Below are 17,414 nucleotides of genomic sequence, written 5' to 3'. Positions count from 1 at the left end.
CCACGCGCTCAGTCGACGATGTCGATGACCACCGGCAGGTGGTTGGGAACAGCGGCGGCGTCGACCAGCGTGCGCATCGCCCGGGCGATGCGGCCGCCGCGGCCGATCACGCGCCCGCGATGTGCCTCCTCGACGGCCAGCTCCACCAGGAGCTGATCGCGGTGGGCGTGCGCGCGCACCTCGAACTCCACGTCTTCATCCAGCAGCGAGCCGGCCAGAAATCGCACCAGATCTTCGTAGCTCTTCAGGGCATCTTCGGCGGTGTGATTGCTCATCGCGTCATTCCTTAAGGTTAAAACGCGACGAGCCCGTAAAAAACGGGCTCGTCACAAACATCTCAAAGCAAGAAAGCTGGTTCAGCCCTCTTCGCCTTCGCTCTTGGCTTCGGCGTCGCCTTCAGCGGCGTCACCTTCAGCGGCGCCTTCTTCAGCCTTGGCGGCTTCGGCAGCCTTAGCAGCTTCGGCTTCCGCTTTCTTGGCGGCTTCCTCTTCAGCCTTCTTGGCTTCAGCGGCCTTGGCTTCTTCGGCGATCTTGGCGCGGGCAGCTTCGAGAGCTTCCTTCTTGGCCAGAGCGGCGGCTTCCTTGGCGGCCTTCTCGGCGCCTTCGGCAGCCAGGTCGATGCCCAGCTCGCCACGGCGAAGCTTGCGGATCAGCGAGCGAACCGTGTCGCTGGGCTGAGCGCCCACGCTGAGCCAGTAGTCGACGCGCTCGCTGTTGAGGCGAACCGCAGCCGGCTCCTGCATCGGATCGTAGGTGCCCAGCACCTCAATGAAGCGACCATCACGAGGAGAGCGCTGGTCGGCGGCAACCACACGGTAGAAGGGACGCTTTTTGGCGCCATGGCGTTGAAGTCGAAGTCGGACAGTCATGTGAGTTTCATCTCCGCTTTAATAAGCTGGTTCGTGCTGTGATTTACTATGAGTTCGAAGCGCGCAGTCTGGCAGCCAACAGCCCACGCTTTTAGAGGACCGTACAAAGGTGGGGCAACCTAAAGCGCAACCCTTTCGCTGTCAAGCGACAGTGGCCAGGCCGGGCGCCGCGCTCAAGCGCGGCACCTTCCATGCCCGCTCACTCGCCGCTGACCGATGCGATGAGCTTACCCAATTCGCCATTCTCATGGAGCTGCATCAGGATGTCGGAGCCGCCCACGAACTCTCCGCCGATGTAGACCTGGGGGATGGTCGGCCAGCTGGAGAACTCCTTGATGCCCTGGCGCTTATCCGGGTCGACCAGGATGTCGACGGCGTGGAAGGGGCGGCCGTAGCTGGCAAGAATCGCCGCAGCGCGAGCCGAGAACCCGCACATCGGCTGCTGGGGAAGCCCCTTCATGTAGAGAAGCACGGGGTTTTCCGCCACTTCACGCGCGATCTCCGAGAGGACATCGCCCCCTTCGTCTCGGGTACGCGGCGGGGCTTCCACGTTCTTTTCAGGGTTGGCAAGGGGCAGCGAGATCGACTTCTTCTGGTCACTCATGGTATTGCCTCATCGGTTCTGGGGATGGGGTGCTATGTGTAAGCCCTGCGGAGGAGGTGAGGAGCGCTTTGAGCCGGGTCAACATCCCGTCATTCGAGCGCATTCCAGGGGCATGCTCAGCCCTGCGCTTCCCACTCTTCGGGGGTAAAGACGTCGAGGGTGAGTGCGTGAATCGGGCCCTTCATCTCCTCGGCCAGCGCCTGGTAGATCGCACGGTGGCGCGCCACGAGCGTTTTGCCCGCGAACTGCTCCGCGATCACCACCGCTTTGTAGTGGTCCATCGTCCCGGTCAGATCCTGGACCTGAACGTTGGCGCCGGGCAGCGCGGCCTGAATGCGCTCCACAATGATGCTTGCTTCAATCATCTCTATCCTCGTTGTCGGTGCCCCTCGGGGGCCCTGGCATATGCGGGGTGCCGGCGGCGGCAGGTAGGGAATGTGGCCGTCCGCCGCGGGGGATCGTCTCAACCGGGGTCTTATCCCCTCGCGAACCTCGACGCAAGCCGGCCACATCACCCGGCGATGCGCGGAGGGCTGAGGGAGAGAAGATTCCGGACCTCTGTGTCTTTTTCTTTGCTGAAGGACATCGGTGCTTACAGCTGCGCTGGCCAGGGTTCGGGCCGGGGTTGGTCTTGACCCCCAATTGCCCTTCTCACTATAAGGCATCGCGCTCTACGCATACGTTTTACTGCAACCCTCACATCGTAAGGAGTTTCATGGCCACGAAGCGCATTCGAAAGGCTGCCGTCATCGGTTCTGGCGTTATGGGAAGCGGCATCGCCGCACATCTTGCCAACGCCGGCATCGAGGTCTATCTGCTTGATATCGTGCCCTTTAATCCGGGCGAGAAAGACGACGTCAACGACCCGGCGTTCCGCAACAGCATCGCGACCCGCAACAAGGCGCTGCTGGCCAAGACCAAGCCCTCGCCGCTCTACAGCACGCGCGACCTTGATCGGATCACCGTCGGCAACATGGACGACAACCTCGACTGGTTCGCCGAGGTCGACTGGATCGTTGAGGCCGTGCCCGAGACGATGGCGATCAAAAAGGCGACCTTCGATAAGGTCGAAGCCCACGTCAACGACCACGCCATCATCTCCTCGAACACCTCCGGCCTCTCCATTGAGGGCATGCTGGAAGGTCGCTCCGAGAGCTTCAAGAAGCGCTTTATCGTGACGCACTTCTTCAACCCGGTGCGCTACATGAAGCTCCTCGAACTGGTCGAGGGCCCCGACACCGCGCCGGAAGTTGTGGACGCGATGGTGGAATTCGGCAGCGACGTGCTCGGCAAGGGTATCGTCTTTGGCAAGGACACCACCAACTTCATCGCCAACCGCATCGGCGTGCATGGCATGATGACCATCATGCACCTGATGAAGAAGTACGAGATGAGCATCGAAGGCGTCGATACCGTCTTCGGCAAAGCCATGGGTCGCCCGAAGTCGGCCGTCTTCCGAACCGCCGATATGGTTGGTCTGGATACCTTCGTGCACGTGGCTAAAAACTGCTACGACACGCTCACCGAAGATGAAGAGCGCGAGATCTTCCAGGTTCCCGACTTCATGGGCACCCTGGTCGAGAAGGGCTTCACCGGGCAGAAGGCCGGTGGTGGTTTCTACAAAAAGGGCAAGGGCGGCATCCAGACCCTGGATCTCAACACCCTTGAGTACCGCGACCGCGACAAGCCCGAGTTTGCCTCCATCGGCAAAGCCAAGGGCGCGCCGGCGCAGCGCATCAAGAAGGTCGTGGTCGACGGCGACGATAAAGCCGCTGAATTCGCCCGCGAAGTCACCCTGCGCTCGCTTGCCTACACCGCGCGCCGCATGGGCGAAATCGCCGATGACGTGGTCAACATTGACCGCGGTATGCGCTGGGGCTTCAACTGGGACCTGGGTCCCTTCGAGACCTGGGACGCGCTGGGTCTTCAGTGGGCCTACGACCAGATGAAGGCGCACGACATGGAAGTGCCCGCCTGGATCGACGAGATGATCGCCTCGGGTGCCGAGAGCTTCTACAAGCAGGACGGAGCCACCGACCTCTACTACGACGTCGCCTCCAAGAGCTACAAGGCGATCGAGCGCAGCGAGAAGGCCATCAGTGTCGAGCTTCTCAAGCGCAAGGGCGCTACCAAGATCCTCGGCAACTCCTCGGCCTCGCTCCACGATATGGGCGACGGCGTGGCGCTGCTTGAGTTCCACACCAAGATGAACGCCATCGATCCTGAGCTCATCGAGATGATGCACCAGGCGATCGACGAAGTTGAGGCCAACTGGGAAGGTCTGGTCATCGGCAACGATGCCACCAACTTCTCGGCCGGTGCCAACCTGGTCCTGGTGTACATGAACGCGCAGTCTGGTCAGTGGGAGCCCATCGAGTCGATGGTCAAGTCCTTCCAGGATGCCAACCAGCGTATGCGTTACAGCTGGAAGCCGGTTGTCGCCGCGCCCAAGGGCCTGACGCTCGGTGGTGGCGCCGAGGTGACCCTGGGTGCCAACGCCATTCAGGCGGCCGGCGAACTTTATATGGGCCTTGTCGAAGTCGGCGTGGGTCTGATCCCCGGCGGCGGCGGTAACCTGCAGCTGATGCGTAACGTCTTCGGGCCGCACTCCGATAACAAAGAGTTCGATCCCTTCCCCTTCCTGCGCAAGGTCTTCATGGCCATCGGGATGGGCGAGGTGGCCACGAGCGCCGAAGCGGCCCGGGAGTATGGTTTCCTCAACGCCAGCGATGGCGTGACCATCAACGCCGAGAACCTCCTCTTCGACGCCAAGCAGCGCGTTTTGGGGATGGCCCGTGCCGGCTTTAAGCCGCCGCGCCCCTCCAAGTTCCGTCTGCTCGGTCCGGACGGTGCCGCCACCATCGACATGCTCCTCTACAGCATGCAGGAAAACGGCGTGATCTCGGCTCACGATCGCCTCATCGGGCGTAAGCTCGCCAACGTGCTTTGCGGCGGTGAGACCAACCCCGCGACTCTGGTCGACGAGCAGACGCTGCTCGACCTGGAGCGCGAAGCCTTCATGTCGCTCTGTGGCGAAGAGAAGAGCCAGGCGCGTATGCAGTACATGGTGCTGAACAACAAGCCGCTGCGTAACTAAGCGCGATGGGTCTGCGGCCGGAATGGTCGGCCGCAGACCTCGGTTTGTTTTCCCGAACGAGTACCCCGGCGAGCGCCTCAAGCTGTGATGCCCGCCGAATCAGGAGATATACCTTATGACTTCTCTTCGTGACGTTGTGGTCGCCTCGTATGTGCGTACCCCCTTTACCCGTGCTTACAAAGGCGGCCTCAAAGATACCCGCCCCGACACCATGGCTGCGCTCGTGATCAAAGAAGCGGTCGCCAAGGTGAAAGGTCTTGACCCCGAAGACATCGGTGATGTGGCCATGGGCTGCGCGATGCCGGAGGCCGAGCAGGGCATGAACGTGGCCCGCATCGCCTCGGTGATGGCCGGTCTCCCCAACAGCGTCCCCGGGTTGACCGTCAACCGTTTCTGCTCCTCGGGTGTGCAGACCATCTCGCAGATGGCCGAGCGCATCATGGTGGGCGCGATGGACGTGGCCGTGGCCGGTGGCACCGAGTCGATGACCATGATCCCGATGGGCGGCAACAAGGTCTCGGCGAACCCGCAGACCATGGAAGAGTACCCCGAGATTTACATCCCGATGGGCACCACCGCTGAGAACGTGGCGAGTCGCTTTGAGGTTGCCCGCGAAGATCAAGACGCCTTCGCCCTGGCCAGCCACGAAAAAGCTCTTGCCGCATGGGAAGATGGCTTCCTCGCCGGCGAAGTGCTCCCGGTGAAAACCCAGGTGGTCGGCCCCGATGGCAAGCGCCACGATGTGACCGTTGATAAAGACGACGGCCCGCGTCCGGGCTCCTCGGTGGAAGCCCTGGCGAAACTGCGCCCGGCCTTCAACCCGAAGGGTAGCGTCACCGCCGGTAACGCCTCGCCGCTCACCGATGGCGCGGCCGCCGTCGTGCTGATGAGCAAAGAGAAAGCCGACGAACTCGGTGTGAAGCCCATGGGCTACTACCGTGCCTTCCAGGTCGCCGGTGTGGACCCGGATATCATGGGTATTGGTCCGGTCCCGGCCATCCGCAAACTTCTCAAGGCTACCGGCCTGACCATCGAAGACATCGATCTCTTTGAGATCAACGAAGCCTTCGCCAGCCAGGCCGTCTACTGCGCCCGCGAGCTGGGCGTGGACCCGGCCAAGCTCAACATCCATGGTGGCGCCATCGCTCTGGGTCACCCCCTGGGTGTGAGCGGTACGCGTATGGCCGGAACGCTTCTTCGCTCGCTGGAGAAGACCGGCGGTCGCTACGGCATCGTCTCGATGTGCATCGGTGGTGGCATGGGCGCCGCCGCGCTCTTCGAGCGCGTTGAAGACTAAGTCGCACCCGTCTTTGAGCCTGCACGGCAGTCCTCGTTCATCATTGTGACGGGCTGACGTCGAGCGCATGACGAAGCCGCGCTTCCTTATCGGGAGCGCGGCTTTTTTAGGTCTGGTGAGACGCAACATCGGAGCCGGCAGATATTGAGGGCGCGCGATGAGTTTTCGGGGCCTTGCTCTCTGAGCATCATCGCTGGCACCATCGGCGCGACGTGAGCGTGCAGGTGTCCTGTGATGTTTCGATGGATGAACGGTGGCCCCCTATGATCTCTTCACGACGCGCACTGAAGTACGTGATGTGGACGCGTGTTGAAGCCGTAGCGACGCTTCGACATCTCTTGCTGGGAAGCTTCGCGCTGTGGATGGCCGCCTGCGCCACGACGCCGGCCGATCCCCATCGCGATCTTGTGACCGACCGCGTGGCCGCCCCCGATGGTCGGGAGCACGAGCTTCGCGGTGTGGCCAGCTGGTATGGCGACAAGTTCCACGGCCGCCAGACCGCCAGTGGCGAGTTGTATGATATGGAAGGCTTCACAGCGGCGCATAAGACCTTACCCTTCCATACCATCGTACGGGTCATTGAACCGGAGAGCCGCCGCTCGGTGGTCGTTCGAATCACCGATCGCGGGCCTTTTGTGCGCGGTCGGATCATCGACCTCTCCCGCGCCGCCGCGCGCGATCTCGACATGATTCAGGCGGGCACCGTCGATGTGATCCTGCAGATCGAGCAGTGGGGCGATGGCTCCTACGTCTCCGATCCCTGAACGGGGGAGCGGCGCGACCAACATCTCACCTCCAGCATGGAAGGCTTCTGTGGTCTCATTTCTGCGCGGCGTTTTAGGCGATAAACCCGAGCTGCTTATGGCCCGTATGCAGACCATGGGACTGGTGCGCACCGGGCGGCTTTTGGCGCGCCTGAGCAACAACTCGCCGCCGATGCCCGGCGCAATTCCTCCCTGGCTTAGTGAGACTCTGGAGCGTGCGATGGCGCGTGTGTGCGCCGCTGACGACGCGGACTTCCCCGATGTGCGGGCGTGCGGTGCGCTGGATGCTGCGCTGCTTTTCATCGGGGGGATGCCGGCCACGACCCAGGAAGAACTGCAGTCGATGATCGCCATCCTGGAGTACGCCCCCTATGCCTTCGGGCCGCGTCGCCGCCGCCTTACTCACCTGAGTGATGACGAGATCGACCGCTTTCTGCTCAGCCTGGAGGCATCCCCCCTGATGCCGGCGCGGGCGATGTTCAAAGCGCTCAAATCGGTGTGCATGATGGGCTATTACACGCGTCCGCAGCTCTGGCCGGCCATCGGCTACAGCCTCTCGGGTAACCCGGGCGTGCCCGCGGAGCGCCGATGACACGCGACGATGCAAGGCGCCGCAGCCTTCCTGACGGCATGACCTCCGCGGCCGCCAGCAGCTCCGCACTTCGGTTGCAGGCCGATGTGGTTGTCGTGGGTTTGGGCGCCGGTGGCGGCATGGCCTTTCATGATCTGGCCATCGCCGGCGTTGACGTCATTGGCGTGGAGCTCGGTGACTACTTTGCCCCCGAAGATATGCGCTGCCGCGAAGAGGTGATGCTCCCAAAACTCTTCATGGAGGGGGCCTCGCGTGGCACCGTCGACCAGGCCATCACCGTGATGCAGGGCAAGGGCGTGGGAGGATCGACGCTGCATAACACCAACCTCTGCAAGAGGTTGCCCGATCCCATTCTGGACATCTGGAGAGAGCAGGGCGTCGAAGATCTGGGCGCCGAACTGCAGGCCGACTTCAATAGCGTCGAGGAGCTTCTCGACGTGCATCCGGTGCCTCAGGACCGCATCAACGCCAACAACGATGCGCTCTTCCGCGGCGCGCGCGCGCTGGGCTACCAGCACGCCGTGCTCTCTCAGAACCGCCAGGGCTGTCAGCGCTCGGGTATGTGCGAGCTCGGATGCCCCAATAACGGCAAACAGAACGCCGCCAAAGTGCTGATTCCTCCCGCGCTCGCGGCCGGAGGGCGCGCGCTGGTTCACGCCCGCGTCGATCGCATTTTAACGCGCGGCCGCCAGGTCTGCGGCGTGGCTGGCCGCGCCATCGACCCGCAGAGCGGCGCGGAGCTTCAACCTTTTGAGGTTCGCGCCGAGCGTGTTGTGCTCGGGGCTAGCGCCACAAACTCCGCTGCGCTCGCCATCAAGAGTGGTCTTCCCGATCCGCATCGTCTCACCGGCCGTCGTCTGCACATTCATCCCGGTGCCTTTGTGATGGGCGTCTTCGACGACACGATTGAAGGGTGGAAGGGGGTGCCGCAATCGGCCGAATGCACCGAGTTTTTGAACTTCGGTCACGACGCCGACCAGCGCGTCTGGCTGGTCTCGGGCTTTGCGCACCCGGGCGCCGCCGCGGGCTTGATGCCCGGATTTGGTGCCGCCCACGCCTCAATGATGCGCCTCTACCCTAACGTGGCCGCGATCATCGCCATGGTGCACGACCATTACAGCGGCCATGTGCGCCCCCGCGATGGCGAGCGGGTGCAGATCCATTACCGACCTGACCGCGCCGAACTCAACCAGGTGGCCTTAGGAATGCGCGAGGCCGCCCGTATCTTCTTCGCCGCCGGTGCGCGACAGGTCATCATCCCGACCTCCCCGCCTCGTCTCCTCGACTCTCCGGCAGACCTCGACGCGCTCACAGGGGCCGCGCTTGGCCCCTTTAACCCCTCGATGGTCGCGGTCCACCCGATGTCCACGATGTGGATGGGCGAAGACCCCCGAAAAAGCGTGGTCAATAGCCGGGGCGCTCACCACCAGATGCGCGGGCTCTACGTGGCTGATGGCTCGCTCTTCCCGACCTCGATCGGTGGCCCGCCGCAGATTCCCATCTACACCTTCGGGCGGCGCGTGGCCCGGGCGCTTCGCTCGACGCTTCCGGCACGCTGAGCTCCGAGTTATCCCCGGCGCGGCAGAAGACGCAGGCGTTTGGGGTGGTCCCGCAACGTGTCCTGAATGAGACGATCGAGCGCGGACTCCACCTCGCGCGCGTACAACGAGCATTGAGGCATCAGCGACTCGGGAACCTCCTGGCCGGCGTTCAGCGCGCTCCCAAGGTCGGGAAGTTGCACCGGTTTCCCGAAGCGAAATACGCAGCGCACCGGGCGAGCCACCGGCAAGAACGCCGGAGCCCGCGACGTGCGATCCCCGAGAAAACTCACCGGAAGTAGCCCCCGATCGCTCAAGATCGGAAAGATCTCATCCGGCCCCACCGCCGCCACCGGCGTCACCGGGACCCCGGCCCGAAGCGCCACATGGGCAAATCCGCAACGCTCCTGCCACTGCAAGGTGTAGCGCTTGTTGCGCCCCTTCACCGAATCGGACATTCCCCCGGGGTACGTCACGACCATCTGACCGCCGCGCAGCAGCGCCACGCCGCTGGAGCGCGAGCCGGGCACAATGCCCACCTCGTGCAGGAGCTTGCCCATCACCGGGTTGTCAAAGAGCGTGCGCAGCGCCAGGCCGCGCGGCACCCGTTCAAACTGGCGCATCAGTGCCGGAAAGAGCACGAAGCTATCGATACCCAGCAAGGCGTGGTTACCCACAAGAAACACCGGCCCCTGCTCGGGTACATGCTCCAGGCCCTCCAGCTGCACATCGAAGTAGCGATGCAAGGGGGAGAGCGCCCGGCGAATCGCTTTGACGCTCCAGCTGTCGATGGAAATCGATGGTTTCATGGCTCCTCGTCCACCCCTGCGTGGCAGGGGTGTTCAAAAAGTGTTCAATCTGTCAGGTTTTAACTTTTCTTCGGTGTTTTCGTCGTTATCTTCGTTTTGCACGGCTTTTGGATAGTGTGTTCGGTGTCCTTCACGCGTTGCATCATGGAGTAGCGATGAGCAGGCAAACCCCGAAAAAGCGCTCACAGCACCAGCCGACGTACAGCTGGATGCGGCGACTGCAAGAGCATGTGGTGCCGGTGGGGCTGGAGCGCACCCTCTCGGAGGCCGCGATTCGCAGCGCCTTCGCCGGCCTTCACACCATGGGGCTGATCGACGTTGATCTTGGTCGAGAACGTTTCCCGGTCAAGGTCTGTCGCGATCAGCGCTACTCGGACAACATCCATTCAGGTGCCGTCGACATCTATCGCCCTCAGGGGGCGCGTCCTCGCGCGGCGATTCTCTATATTCATGGCGGCGGGTTTCGCATTGGATCCAAAGACAGCCACTGGCCCATGCCCTGGATCCTGGCTCGCCACGGATATGTGGTCTTCGCCATCGACTACCGCCTTGCTCCCGAGCATCCTTATCCGGCGGCGTTGGAAGATGCGCGTGCGGCGAGGGTCTGGATGCATGACCATCGTCGCGAGCTGAGCATCGAGGGGCTTCCCTGGGTGGTCGCCGGGGAATCATCCGGCGCCAATGTGGCCCTGGCGCTGGGCGTGGCACACCTTCAGCCCTTTCATGAGCGATGGGCGCGGAGCCTCAGCGAAGAGTACCCGGCGCCGACGGCGATCATTCCCACCTGCGGCTATCTGCAGGTCTCCGATCCGCAGCGTTTTGAGCGCCGGCGCGATCTTCCGGCCTTTGTGACCGATAAGCTCTACGAGGCTTCCGAGGCATATCTGCGCACTGTCGATCCAGAGACGCATCCTCTGGTCGACCCCCTCGTTGTGCTGGAGACGATGACGTCGGCGCAACGGGTGATGCCCGCGTTCTTCACGGCCGTGGGCACCGCCGATCCCCTTCTGGATGATACGCGACGCCTGGAGCGTGCCGCTCAAAGGCTCGGTGCCCGCACCTCAGCGCATTATTTCAAAGGGGAGTTTCACAGCTTTCACGCCTTTCCCTGGCGAGCCTCCAGCAGGGCATACTGGCAGGAGCTGCTCGGCTTTCTTGAGCAGGTCCTCAAACGCGCCGATGCTTCCCGTCATCCCGATCAGCGCTCGTCATCTCGCTCGAGGCGAGTGGGGTCGACGTCGACAAACTCGAAGCGCTCGCCCTCGGAGTTCGAGAAGGCGACGACCTGACCCCAGGGCGATTCGCGTGTGCTCACGATATGGTCGGGCACAAGCTCCACCTTGCCGCCACCTCCGGGCAAATCCACCACAAAGTGGGGTACGCCCATCCCGCCGATGCGACCGCGAAGATGCTTCATGATCGTCAGCCCGGTTTGAAGCGGGGTGCGAAAGTGGGAGATCCCCTGCGCCATATCGCATTGCAGCATGTAGTAGGGCCGACACCCCAGGCGTAAGAGCTGGCGGTTAAGCTCCATCACCGTCTCGGGGCGATCGTTAACGCCACGTAAAAGCACCATCTGGTTGCCCAGTACGCAGCCTGCGTCCAGGAGCATTCGTAACGCCCGGGCGCTCTCCTGGCTGAGCTCATCGGGATGGTTGAAGTGGGTGTGAACGTAGACCGGGCGCACCTCGCGCAGGATCTCACAGAGCTCCGGGGTGATGCGCTGCGGCAATGTCACCGGGTTGCGTGTCCCCAGACGAATCACCTCCACATGATCGATGGCGCGCAGCGCCCTTAAAACCTCGCCGAGTCGCTCGTCGGAGAGCGTCAAGGGATCGCCGCCGCTCACCACCACGTCGCGGGCCGTGGGGGTCGTGCGAATGTACTCCAGCCCCTGTGCGAGCTGGTCGCGGGCCGCTGCGGTGGTCGGATCGGAGACCTTGCGCTTGCGCGTGCAATGCCGGCAGTACACCGGGCAATGGTGCGAGACATAGAAGAGCACTCGATCCGGATAACGGTGCGTGATCCCCGGCACCGGCATATGCGCCTCTTCGGCCAGGGGATCTTCAAGCTCAAAGTCGTAGTTTCGAAGCTCGCCGGGTTGTGGAAGGCCCTGCTGGCGCACGCCGCAGCCGGGATTGCTACCTGACATCAACGCCGCATAGTGCGGCGTGACCGCTACCCGAAAGCGCTGCGCGCTCTTCTGAAAAGCCTCGCGCTCGCCAGCGCTCAGCTCCAGAACATCTTCAAAATGCTCGGGCCGCCGCAGACGGTTCTGGTGTTGCCAGTGCCAGCTCTCCCAGGTTTGCGCATCGATGTGTTCGAAGCGCCTGGGGCGCCGCTCATACGAGGAGGGCAGCGAGGGTAGGGGACCGGGATCAAAGCGTTGAGTGCTCACGCGCGTACTCCCAGCCATGCGCGTGGCCTGGCTTCACCTTCATCGTTGAGCGTAACGCGCCCAAGCGTGTCGCCCCACTGATCGATGAGATCGCCACGCGCCGAACTCCAGGAGCAGAGAGGGTGCGGCAGCGTCATCGCGCGGGTGAAGCTCAGGCGATGGGCGCGTCCCTCGTCATCTTTGAATCCAAATTCGTAGCGCATCGTGGGAAGAGGGCCGTAGTCGAGCACGACCGTGCCCAGAAGGGGGGCTTCCAGGGCAAGGCCCGAGATCGAAAGTGTGCCCTCCACACAACCCTCGTGTCGCATCGGCGGGGCGGGCCATTGCTCCAGGGTGACCACCAGCGCGGCGCGAACCTCGCTGACTCGGCGGCTTCCTTCAAGTTCTCCGCTGACCTGCTCTTCAAAGGTGTACTGACTGCCCACACGACCGTCGCGCCGCTCCTGGAGCGCCTCCGTATCAAAACGAGGCACCCAACCGGCCTGCTGATACCAGCGGATCGTCGGGACAATGCCCTGACGAAAGTCCTTCCAGGCCGGTGCCCACCCCAGCTGTCGCAACTTCTCGGAGACCATCACCGCATCTTCGCGAACGTAGAAGAGTGCGCTACGGTCGAGTCGGGGCCTGAGCGGGCTGCTGAGCCTATGTTCGCGCTGAATGCGCTTCCACAAAAGTCGCAGAAGACCGCGCATCCGCCCGAAGGCAAAGTCGTTATCGATCAGCGGGCTGACCATCGCCCAGAAGGTCACCGTGGGCATGGGAACCGAGGGGCCCAGGTCGATGCCGTAGCCCTCGGCGATCGAGGTGAGCACCTCGCCGAAGCTAAGCGCGGTATCATCGCCCACATTAAGGGTCGTGTCGCGTCCCTCGGGGTGGGTCAGCGCGACCATCACCGCACTGGCCACGTCCGCCGCATGGCACCAGTTGGTGCGCGGCCCGCCCCGAAGCCCGGGCAGGTAGCTGGCAAGGTCGCGAAGAATCGCCACCACCGTCACAAGTCCCGCGCTCATCTCGGTACAGCCCGGCCCATAGAGCAGGCCGGGGCGCAGGATCGTAAGCGCCGGACCGCCGCCCGCGCGCAACGCCTCCAGCTCGTGCTCCGCCTCGATCTTGGTGCGTTCATAGTCGTTATACGGGTCGACCGGAGAGTCTTCGGTGCGAACCCCGCGCTCGCCGTCGTACACCGAGGCGCAGCTGATCTGCACGACCTGCTCCACGCCGGCATCACGTGCGCTCATGTAGAGCCGGCGAGGCAACTCCACGTTGTCTAACGCCAGCGCACGGTAGGGCTCGGAGATGTTCACCGTGGCCGCGGCGTTGATCACCGCCTGGCATCCCGCCATCAACTCGCCGATCGCTTCATCGCGGCCTTCGAGCTGGTGCCAGGTGATGTTTGGGGAGCCTTCGAGCAACGACTCCCTGCCGGTCGCGGTCAGCTCGCGGCGATCCACCGCAACAACCTCCCAACCGGCCTCACTCAATGCGCGCACCAGGTGTACGCCCAACCCGCCGGCGGCTCCCACCACCATCGCCCGACGATCTGATGTTGTCTTCTTTGTTGCCATCGCTGAGAGTTCTCCTTAGAAACAGGGCATCGCCCGGTCTTTATGGCGGAATCGCCCTCCGGCGACAAGGTTCTCGCCAGGACGTGTGCCCGGGTTGGTGTCCCCCGTATCAAAAGGACTTGAAGTCTTGGGCGTGGGGTGCTAGTTCTCCCCGACTCTAAAGGACCGGTGAATTTCTCACCCGGTCTTTTCGACTGGCGCTTGATGGCGACGGTCAGCGACTTGCTAAACGGTACGGCCGGGTCCGAGGACGGCGTGGAGTTCGCGTCTTGAGGCGGCCTTTTTGATTTCGAACGATGGAGAAGCGTCATGGAATTGCTCAAGAAAATCGCCGCAGCTCACCTGCGTGAAGATCACCCGGACTTCCGTCCTGGCGACACCGTCCGCGTCCACCTGCTCATTCGCGAAGGCGAAAAAGAGCGCGTCCAGGTTTACGAAGGCGTGGTGCTTGGCCGCAGCGGCGCCGGCGTCGAAGAGACCGTGACCGTGCGCAAGATCTCCAACGGTGTTGGCGTGGAGCGTATCTTCCCGATCCACAGCCCGCGCATCGAGAAGATCGAGGTCGCCTCGATCGGTCGCGTGCGTCGCGCCAAGCTCTACTACCTGCGCGAGCGCGCCGGCAAGAGCGCCCGGATTCGCACCAAGCGCGCGCGCAAGGGCGGGCTTTAAGATTCAGGGCGATGCAGCCGCCTGATGCGCGCATCGCCTCCGGGGTCGGACAACGCCCACGGCACTGGCCGTGGGCGTTGTCATTTCTTGACCCCGATGCCGGGGCGCCGCGTTGCTCCTTTACCCATCTGGCTGCCCCGACGTATCATTGCCCCTGTCAGCAAAGCGGTCTTCCTCCCTCTCGGGACTGTCGAGCCAGAGCGTATGCAACTTCAGGAGCTAATCTTTCAGGGGGTTCTCGCTCAGAGCCGCCCGGCGCGAGTGCGCATCGATGAGCCCCTCCAGGTCTTGGAGCTGCCGGCGGGGGTAGGGGCGTCCGATGTCCAGGACCTGCTGGTGCTCTGCCTCTATCCGGCCCAGGCTGCAGCGCTCGAAGATCGCGTGTTTAAAGCCTCGGGAGGCGTGAAGTTGGCCTGCGCCTTTCTGGCCCGGGGAAGCTCTTTGCGGGTCGTCCGTCAGGCTGCCACCGAATCGGTGCGCCTGCAGCGAAAGACCACTTCCGGCTACGAGGAGCTTGCCCGCGGGGCGGCCGACGTGCAGCGCGCACTCCAGGAGAAGCTCAACCTTCCTGACCTGGCCACGTTCTACGCACTGCATCTGTGGCGTTTTGACTTTGATATCGAGACGGTGATCAACGCGGCCACCCTGGGCAACGACCCGCGCATCCCTGAGCTCGCCCGCCTCTATCTGACCTCGCTTGAGGTGGAGTCGATCGAGGACCAGATCAAAGAGCTCGACCTGCGGGTTGAAGACGGTCAGCGTGCCCTGGGAGAAGGCGCGGAGCTCGAAGAGAAACTTACCCGGGCCCGCGAAAAGCTCGCGGAGGTCGAACTCGCTGAGCTCAGCGATGAGGAGATCGAGCTTCTCCAGAGCCGCGACGCCCGAATGGACGACTACGATGCGCAGCTCGGACGACTGCAAAGCCAGCTCGATACCGAGCGCCGCCAGATCGAGCTCTCGGTGCCCGACGAGCCCACGCGCACACCGCTTTTCTGGCTGGGCGTGGGCATTGCATTAGCCGCCTTTGTCGCCAGCCTGGTCTTCCATCAAACCCACCGCATCTTCGCGCTGGGCAGCATTCCCGGCCTTGCGCTGGGGGCCTTTGTCTTGCTGCGTTATTATACCAGCCTGAGCAAAGCGAGCGTTCACCAGGTGAGATTGGACTCGATCCGCCGGCGCATCTCTCAGCTCCGAGAGGAACAGATTCGAGTGCTGGAACAGGTCGAACACACGCTGCTTCATGCCGGCGTGGAGCGCGAAGAAGAGCTTCAGGCGCGCATCCCGATGGCGCGCAAGCTGCGAACAGTCATCCAGCGGATGGAGTCGCAGCTTGAGGCGGTGCGCACCAACCCCGAGTACCGTCGTGCCCGCAAGGAGCTCGATTCGCTGCAGGCTGAGCTCGTCGAGTTGAAGCGCCGCCGCAGCGAACTGCCTTCGTTTGTCATGAACTCGTTTCAGCTGGAGAACGACCTTCAGAGCCTGGGCGCCGACCCGGTTGAGATCCGTGCCAACGCCGATCAGGGGGCCGACGGCAGCGCTGCTCCGCTGCCGTCCAACCCCCTGGAGCTCTTAAAGTGGGTTGCCGAGCGCAACGGGCAGTGGATTCACGGCGCGCTAAGTGAGAGTACTCGGGCGATGTGGTCGAAGGTTTGCGGGCATGTGCTCTCAGAACGCTTTAGCGATGTCTCCCTTGATGATCGCGGAGAGCTTCGTGTTGAAGCGCTCACCGGTGAGCAGCTTGAGCTGTGGCAGCGTACTCGCTCGGCCGAGGTTCAGGTGGTGGTGTGCGCGCTTGCGCTCTCTCTTTTTATCAGCACAGCCCGCGGCGATGAGAGAAGCGGGCTCGAATCGATCTGGATCGCCGATCCGGCCTTGATGATGACGCCTGCCCACGCCTCGCGCCTTGAGTCGGTCTTTAAGAGCGCGGCACGTCAGGGGCAGATCGCCATCCTGGGAGCCAAATCATGAGTCAGCAGGCCCTTTTTACCGCGACGCCTCCCGAGATCGGTGAGCTGGAGCGTGAGCTTCGTGAGCGGGGACACCTGCACATCATAGGGGTCGATGAGGCGGGTCGCGGACCGCTTGCCGGCCCGGTGCACGCCGCGGCTTGTTGGTGGACGCTCAGTGTGGACGATGCTTCGGATTGGCCCGGCCTCAACGACTCTAAGAAGATGCAGGAGGCCGATCGCGAAGTTCTCTACGACGCCCTCTGTGCGCAACCCCGACGCGTGGCGATGGCTGCCGCCAGTGCCGAGCGTATCGACGCGATCAACATTCTTCAGGCCACCTTTGAGGCGATGCGCCACGCGGTGCACCAACTTGTCGAAGTTCGCGAGCAGCGCCCCGACCTCATCGTCGTCGATGGCAACATGCTCATACCCGATGTCGATCTTCCCCAGGTTGCGGTGGTCAAAGGCGATGCGCGTAGCTTTGCCATAGCAGCGGCCAGCGTCGTTGCCAAAGTCTCCCGAGATCGCTTGATGCGAGAGGCCGAAGTGCGATGGCCCGGATATGGTTTTGAGGGGCACAAGGGTTACGGAACGGCCGCCCACCGCAAAGCGATTGCCACACTCGGTCCCTGCCCGCTGCACCGAAAGAGTTTTAAAGGCGTGCGCGAATTTGTCGGGATCTCAACCGATTTGCCTTGACGGTACGATACGCGTGTTCAGTCTTTGAAGATGCATCACGTGGCGCCCTGAGCGCTGCCACATGAAGCGGTATGAGAAGACCCGCAACTCTACCAACGTGAAGGGGGAGACCATGAGTGTTGGAAGTGGGGACTGGATCGAACGCGAGGATGTCGAGCAGCTGGGACTTGCCGGCGAGGCGTTGGCGCGCGCGTATCTGGAGCAAAAGGGATGGTCGATTGAGGCACAAAATGTGCGCTCACGTTACGGCGAACTCGATCTGGTCGCATGTAAAGCACGCCCCGGGGAGGACCCGATTGTCGCCTTCGTGGAGGTCAAGAGTCGCCGCCGTTGTGATCGCTTCTCACCGACTCTGGCGGTGAGTTACCGCAAGCGGCGTACCATCGCGCGTCTGGCTCATCGCTACATCTGCCAGCGTCGACGTACCGGCGTGCGCTATCGTTTTGACGTCATCACAGTCGACTTCGGCAAACGCCCGGCCGCAATCGTTCATATTGAAGGGGCATTTGATGCGCAGGGAAACACCTGCTGACGCCCCCCCTTCGGCGACACTTTGATGGTGAA

At 63.0% G+C, this 17,414-nt stretch carries 17 protein-coding genes; 10 read left to right on the top strand and 7 right to left on the bottom strand.

All coding sequences use genetic code 11. From position 1 onward, the window contains the following. Positions 1-8: 8 nt before the first annotated feature. The 4 genes from EA187_RS09690 to EA187_RS09675 all read right to left on the bottom strand — a co-directional run bounded on the left by EA187_RS09690 (position 9) and on the right by EA187_RS09675 (position 1,838). On the bottom strand, positions 9-275 hold the full coding sequence (locus EA187_RS09690; protein ID WP_115603912.1) for a KH domain-containing protein: 267 nt from the start codon (positions 273-275) through the stop codon (positions 9-11). A gap of 81 nt (positions 276-356) precedes the next feature. Further along, the gene (gene rpsP, locus EA187_RS21070) at positions 357-869 is read right to left on the bottom strand and encodes a 30S ribosomal protein S16 (protein ID WP_115603914.1); all 513 of its coding nucleotides are present in this window, start codon (positions 867-869) and stop codon (positions 357-359) included. A 199-nt stretch (positions 870-1,068) separates the two neighbouring features. Then, a complete protein-coding gene (gene grxD, locus EA187_RS09680) occupies positions 1,069-1,473 on the bottom strand; it encodes a Grx4 family monothiol glutaredoxin (protein WP_115603916.1) in 405 nt (134 codons plus the stop codon). A gap of 116 nt (positions 1,474-1,589) precedes the next feature. After that, positions 1,590-1,838: a BolA family protein gene (locus EA187_RS09675; protein ID WP_115603918.1), complete on the bottom strand. Its 249-nt coding sequence runs from the start codon at positions 1,836-1,838 to the stop codon at positions 1,590-1,592. 350 nt (positions 1,839-2,188) lie between these two features. Here EA187_RS09675 and EA187_RS09670 point away from each other — a divergent pair, with 350 nt between their 5' ends. From EA187_RS09670 to EA187_RS09650, 5 genes are all read left to right on the top strand, one after another. Further along, complete coding sequence (locus tag EA187_RS09670; protein WP_127780137.1) at positions 2,189-4,570, top strand: 3-hydroxyacyl-CoA dehydrogenase/enoyl-CoA hydratase family protein; 2,382 nt, start codon at positions 2,189-2,191, stop codon at positions 4,568-4,570. A 115-nt stretch (positions 4,571-4,685) separates the two neighbouring features. Beyond that, positions 4,686-5,867 (top strand): thiolase family protein, encoded by a 1,182-nt coding sequence (locus tag EA187_RS09665; protein WP_115603922.1) that lies wholly within the window; start codon positions 4,686-4,688, stop codon positions 5,865-5,867. Between the two features lie 296 nt (positions 5,868-6,163). After that, positions 6,164-6,631, top strand: coding sequence for a septal ring lytic transglycosylase RlpA family protein (locus tag EA187_RS21065; RefSeq protein ID WP_430687896.1), 468 nt, complete (start codon positions 6,164-6,166; stop codon positions 6,629-6,631). 97 nt (positions 6,632-6,728) lie between these two features. Beyond that, a complete protein-coding gene (locus EA187_RS09655; RefSeq protein ID WP_146822761.1) occupies positions 6,729-7,223 on the top strand; it encodes a hypothetical protein in 495 nt (164 codons plus the stop codon). Beyond that, on the top strand, positions 7,220-8,782 hold the full coding sequence (locus tag EA187_RS09650; protein WP_127780136.1) for a GMC family oxidoreductase N-terminal domain-containing protein: 1,563 nt from the start codon (positions 7,220-7,222) through the stop codon (positions 8,780-8,782). Before EA187_RS09655 ends, EA187_RS09650 begins: the two co-directional genes overlap by 4 nt. Before the next feature lie 8 nt (positions 8,783-8,790). Here EA187_RS09650 and EA187_RS09645 read toward each other — a convergent pair whose 3' ends face one another. Then, complete coding sequence (locus EA187_RS09645) at positions 8,791-9,570, bottom strand: lysophospholipid acyltransferase family protein (protein WP_127780135.1); 780 nt, start codon at positions 9,568-9,570, stop codon at positions 8,791-8,793. Positions 9,571-9,725: 155 nt separating this feature from the next. Between EA187_RS09645 and EA187_RS09640 the strand changes: the two genes are divergently transcribed. After that, the gene (locus tag EA187_RS09640; RefSeq protein ID WP_164856167.1) at positions 9,726-10,859 is read left to right on the top strand and encodes an alpha/beta hydrolase; all 1,134 of its coding nucleotides are present in this window, start codon (positions 9,726-9,728) and stop codon (positions 10,857-10,859) included. Here EA187_RS09640 and EA187_RS09635 read toward each other — a convergent pair. Beyond that, positions 10,769-11,968 (bottom strand): KamA family radical SAM protein, encoded by a 1,200-nt coding sequence (locus tag EA187_RS09635; protein WP_206524240.1) that lies wholly within the window; start codon positions 11,966-11,968, stop codon positions 10,769-10,771. The genes EA187_RS09640 and EA187_RS09635 overlap by 91 nt on opposite strands. After that, complete coding sequence (locus EA187_RS09630; protein WP_115603934.1) at positions 11,965-13,533, bottom strand: NAD-dependent epimerase/dehydratase family protein; 1,569 nt, start codon at positions 13,531-13,533, stop codon at positions 11,965-11,967. Before EA187_RS09630 ends, EA187_RS09635 begins: the two co-directional genes overlap by 4 nt. 309 nt (positions 13,534-13,842) lie before the next feature. Between EA187_RS09630 and rplS the strand changes: the two genes are divergently transcribed. The 4 genes from rplS to EA187_RS09610 all read left to right on the top strand — a co-directional run bounded on the left by rplS (position 13,843) and on the right by EA187_RS09610 (position 17,382). Further along, positions 13,843-14,202 (top strand): 50S ribosomal protein L19, encoded by a 360-nt coding sequence (gene rplS / locus EA187_RS09625; RefSeq protein WP_115603936.1) that lies wholly within the window; start codon positions 13,843-13,845, stop codon positions 14,200-14,202. Positions 14,203-14,406: 204 nt separating this feature from the next. Continuing rightward, positions 14,407-16,170, top strand: coding sequence for an AAA family ATPase (locus EA187_RS09620; RefSeq protein WP_127780133.1), 1,764 nt, complete (start codon positions 14,407-14,409; stop codon positions 16,168-16,170). Then, on the top strand, positions 16,167-16,850 hold the full coding sequence (rnhB, locus tag EA187_RS09615; RefSeq protein WP_127780132.1) for a ribonuclease HII: 684 nt from the start codon (positions 16,167-16,169) through the stop codon (positions 16,848-16,850). Before EA187_RS09620 ends, rnhB begins: the two co-directional genes overlap by 4 nt. Before the next feature lie 112 nt (positions 16,851-16,962). After that, the gene (locus EA187_RS09610) at positions 16,963-17,382 is read left to right on the top strand and encodes a YraN family protein (protein WP_164856166.1); all 420 of its coding nucleotides are present in this window, start codon (positions 16,963-16,965) and stop codon (positions 17,380-17,382) included. Positions 17,383-17,414: the final 32 nt, after the last annotated feature.

Source organism: Lujinxingia sediminis (genome assembly GCF_004005565.1).
GTDB classification, from domain to species: domain Bacteria; phylum Myxococcota_A; class Bradymonadia; order Bradymonadales; family Bradymonadaceae; genus Lujinxingia; species Lujinxingia sediminis.
This window is presented reverse-complemented; position numbering and strand designations above follow the sequence as displayed.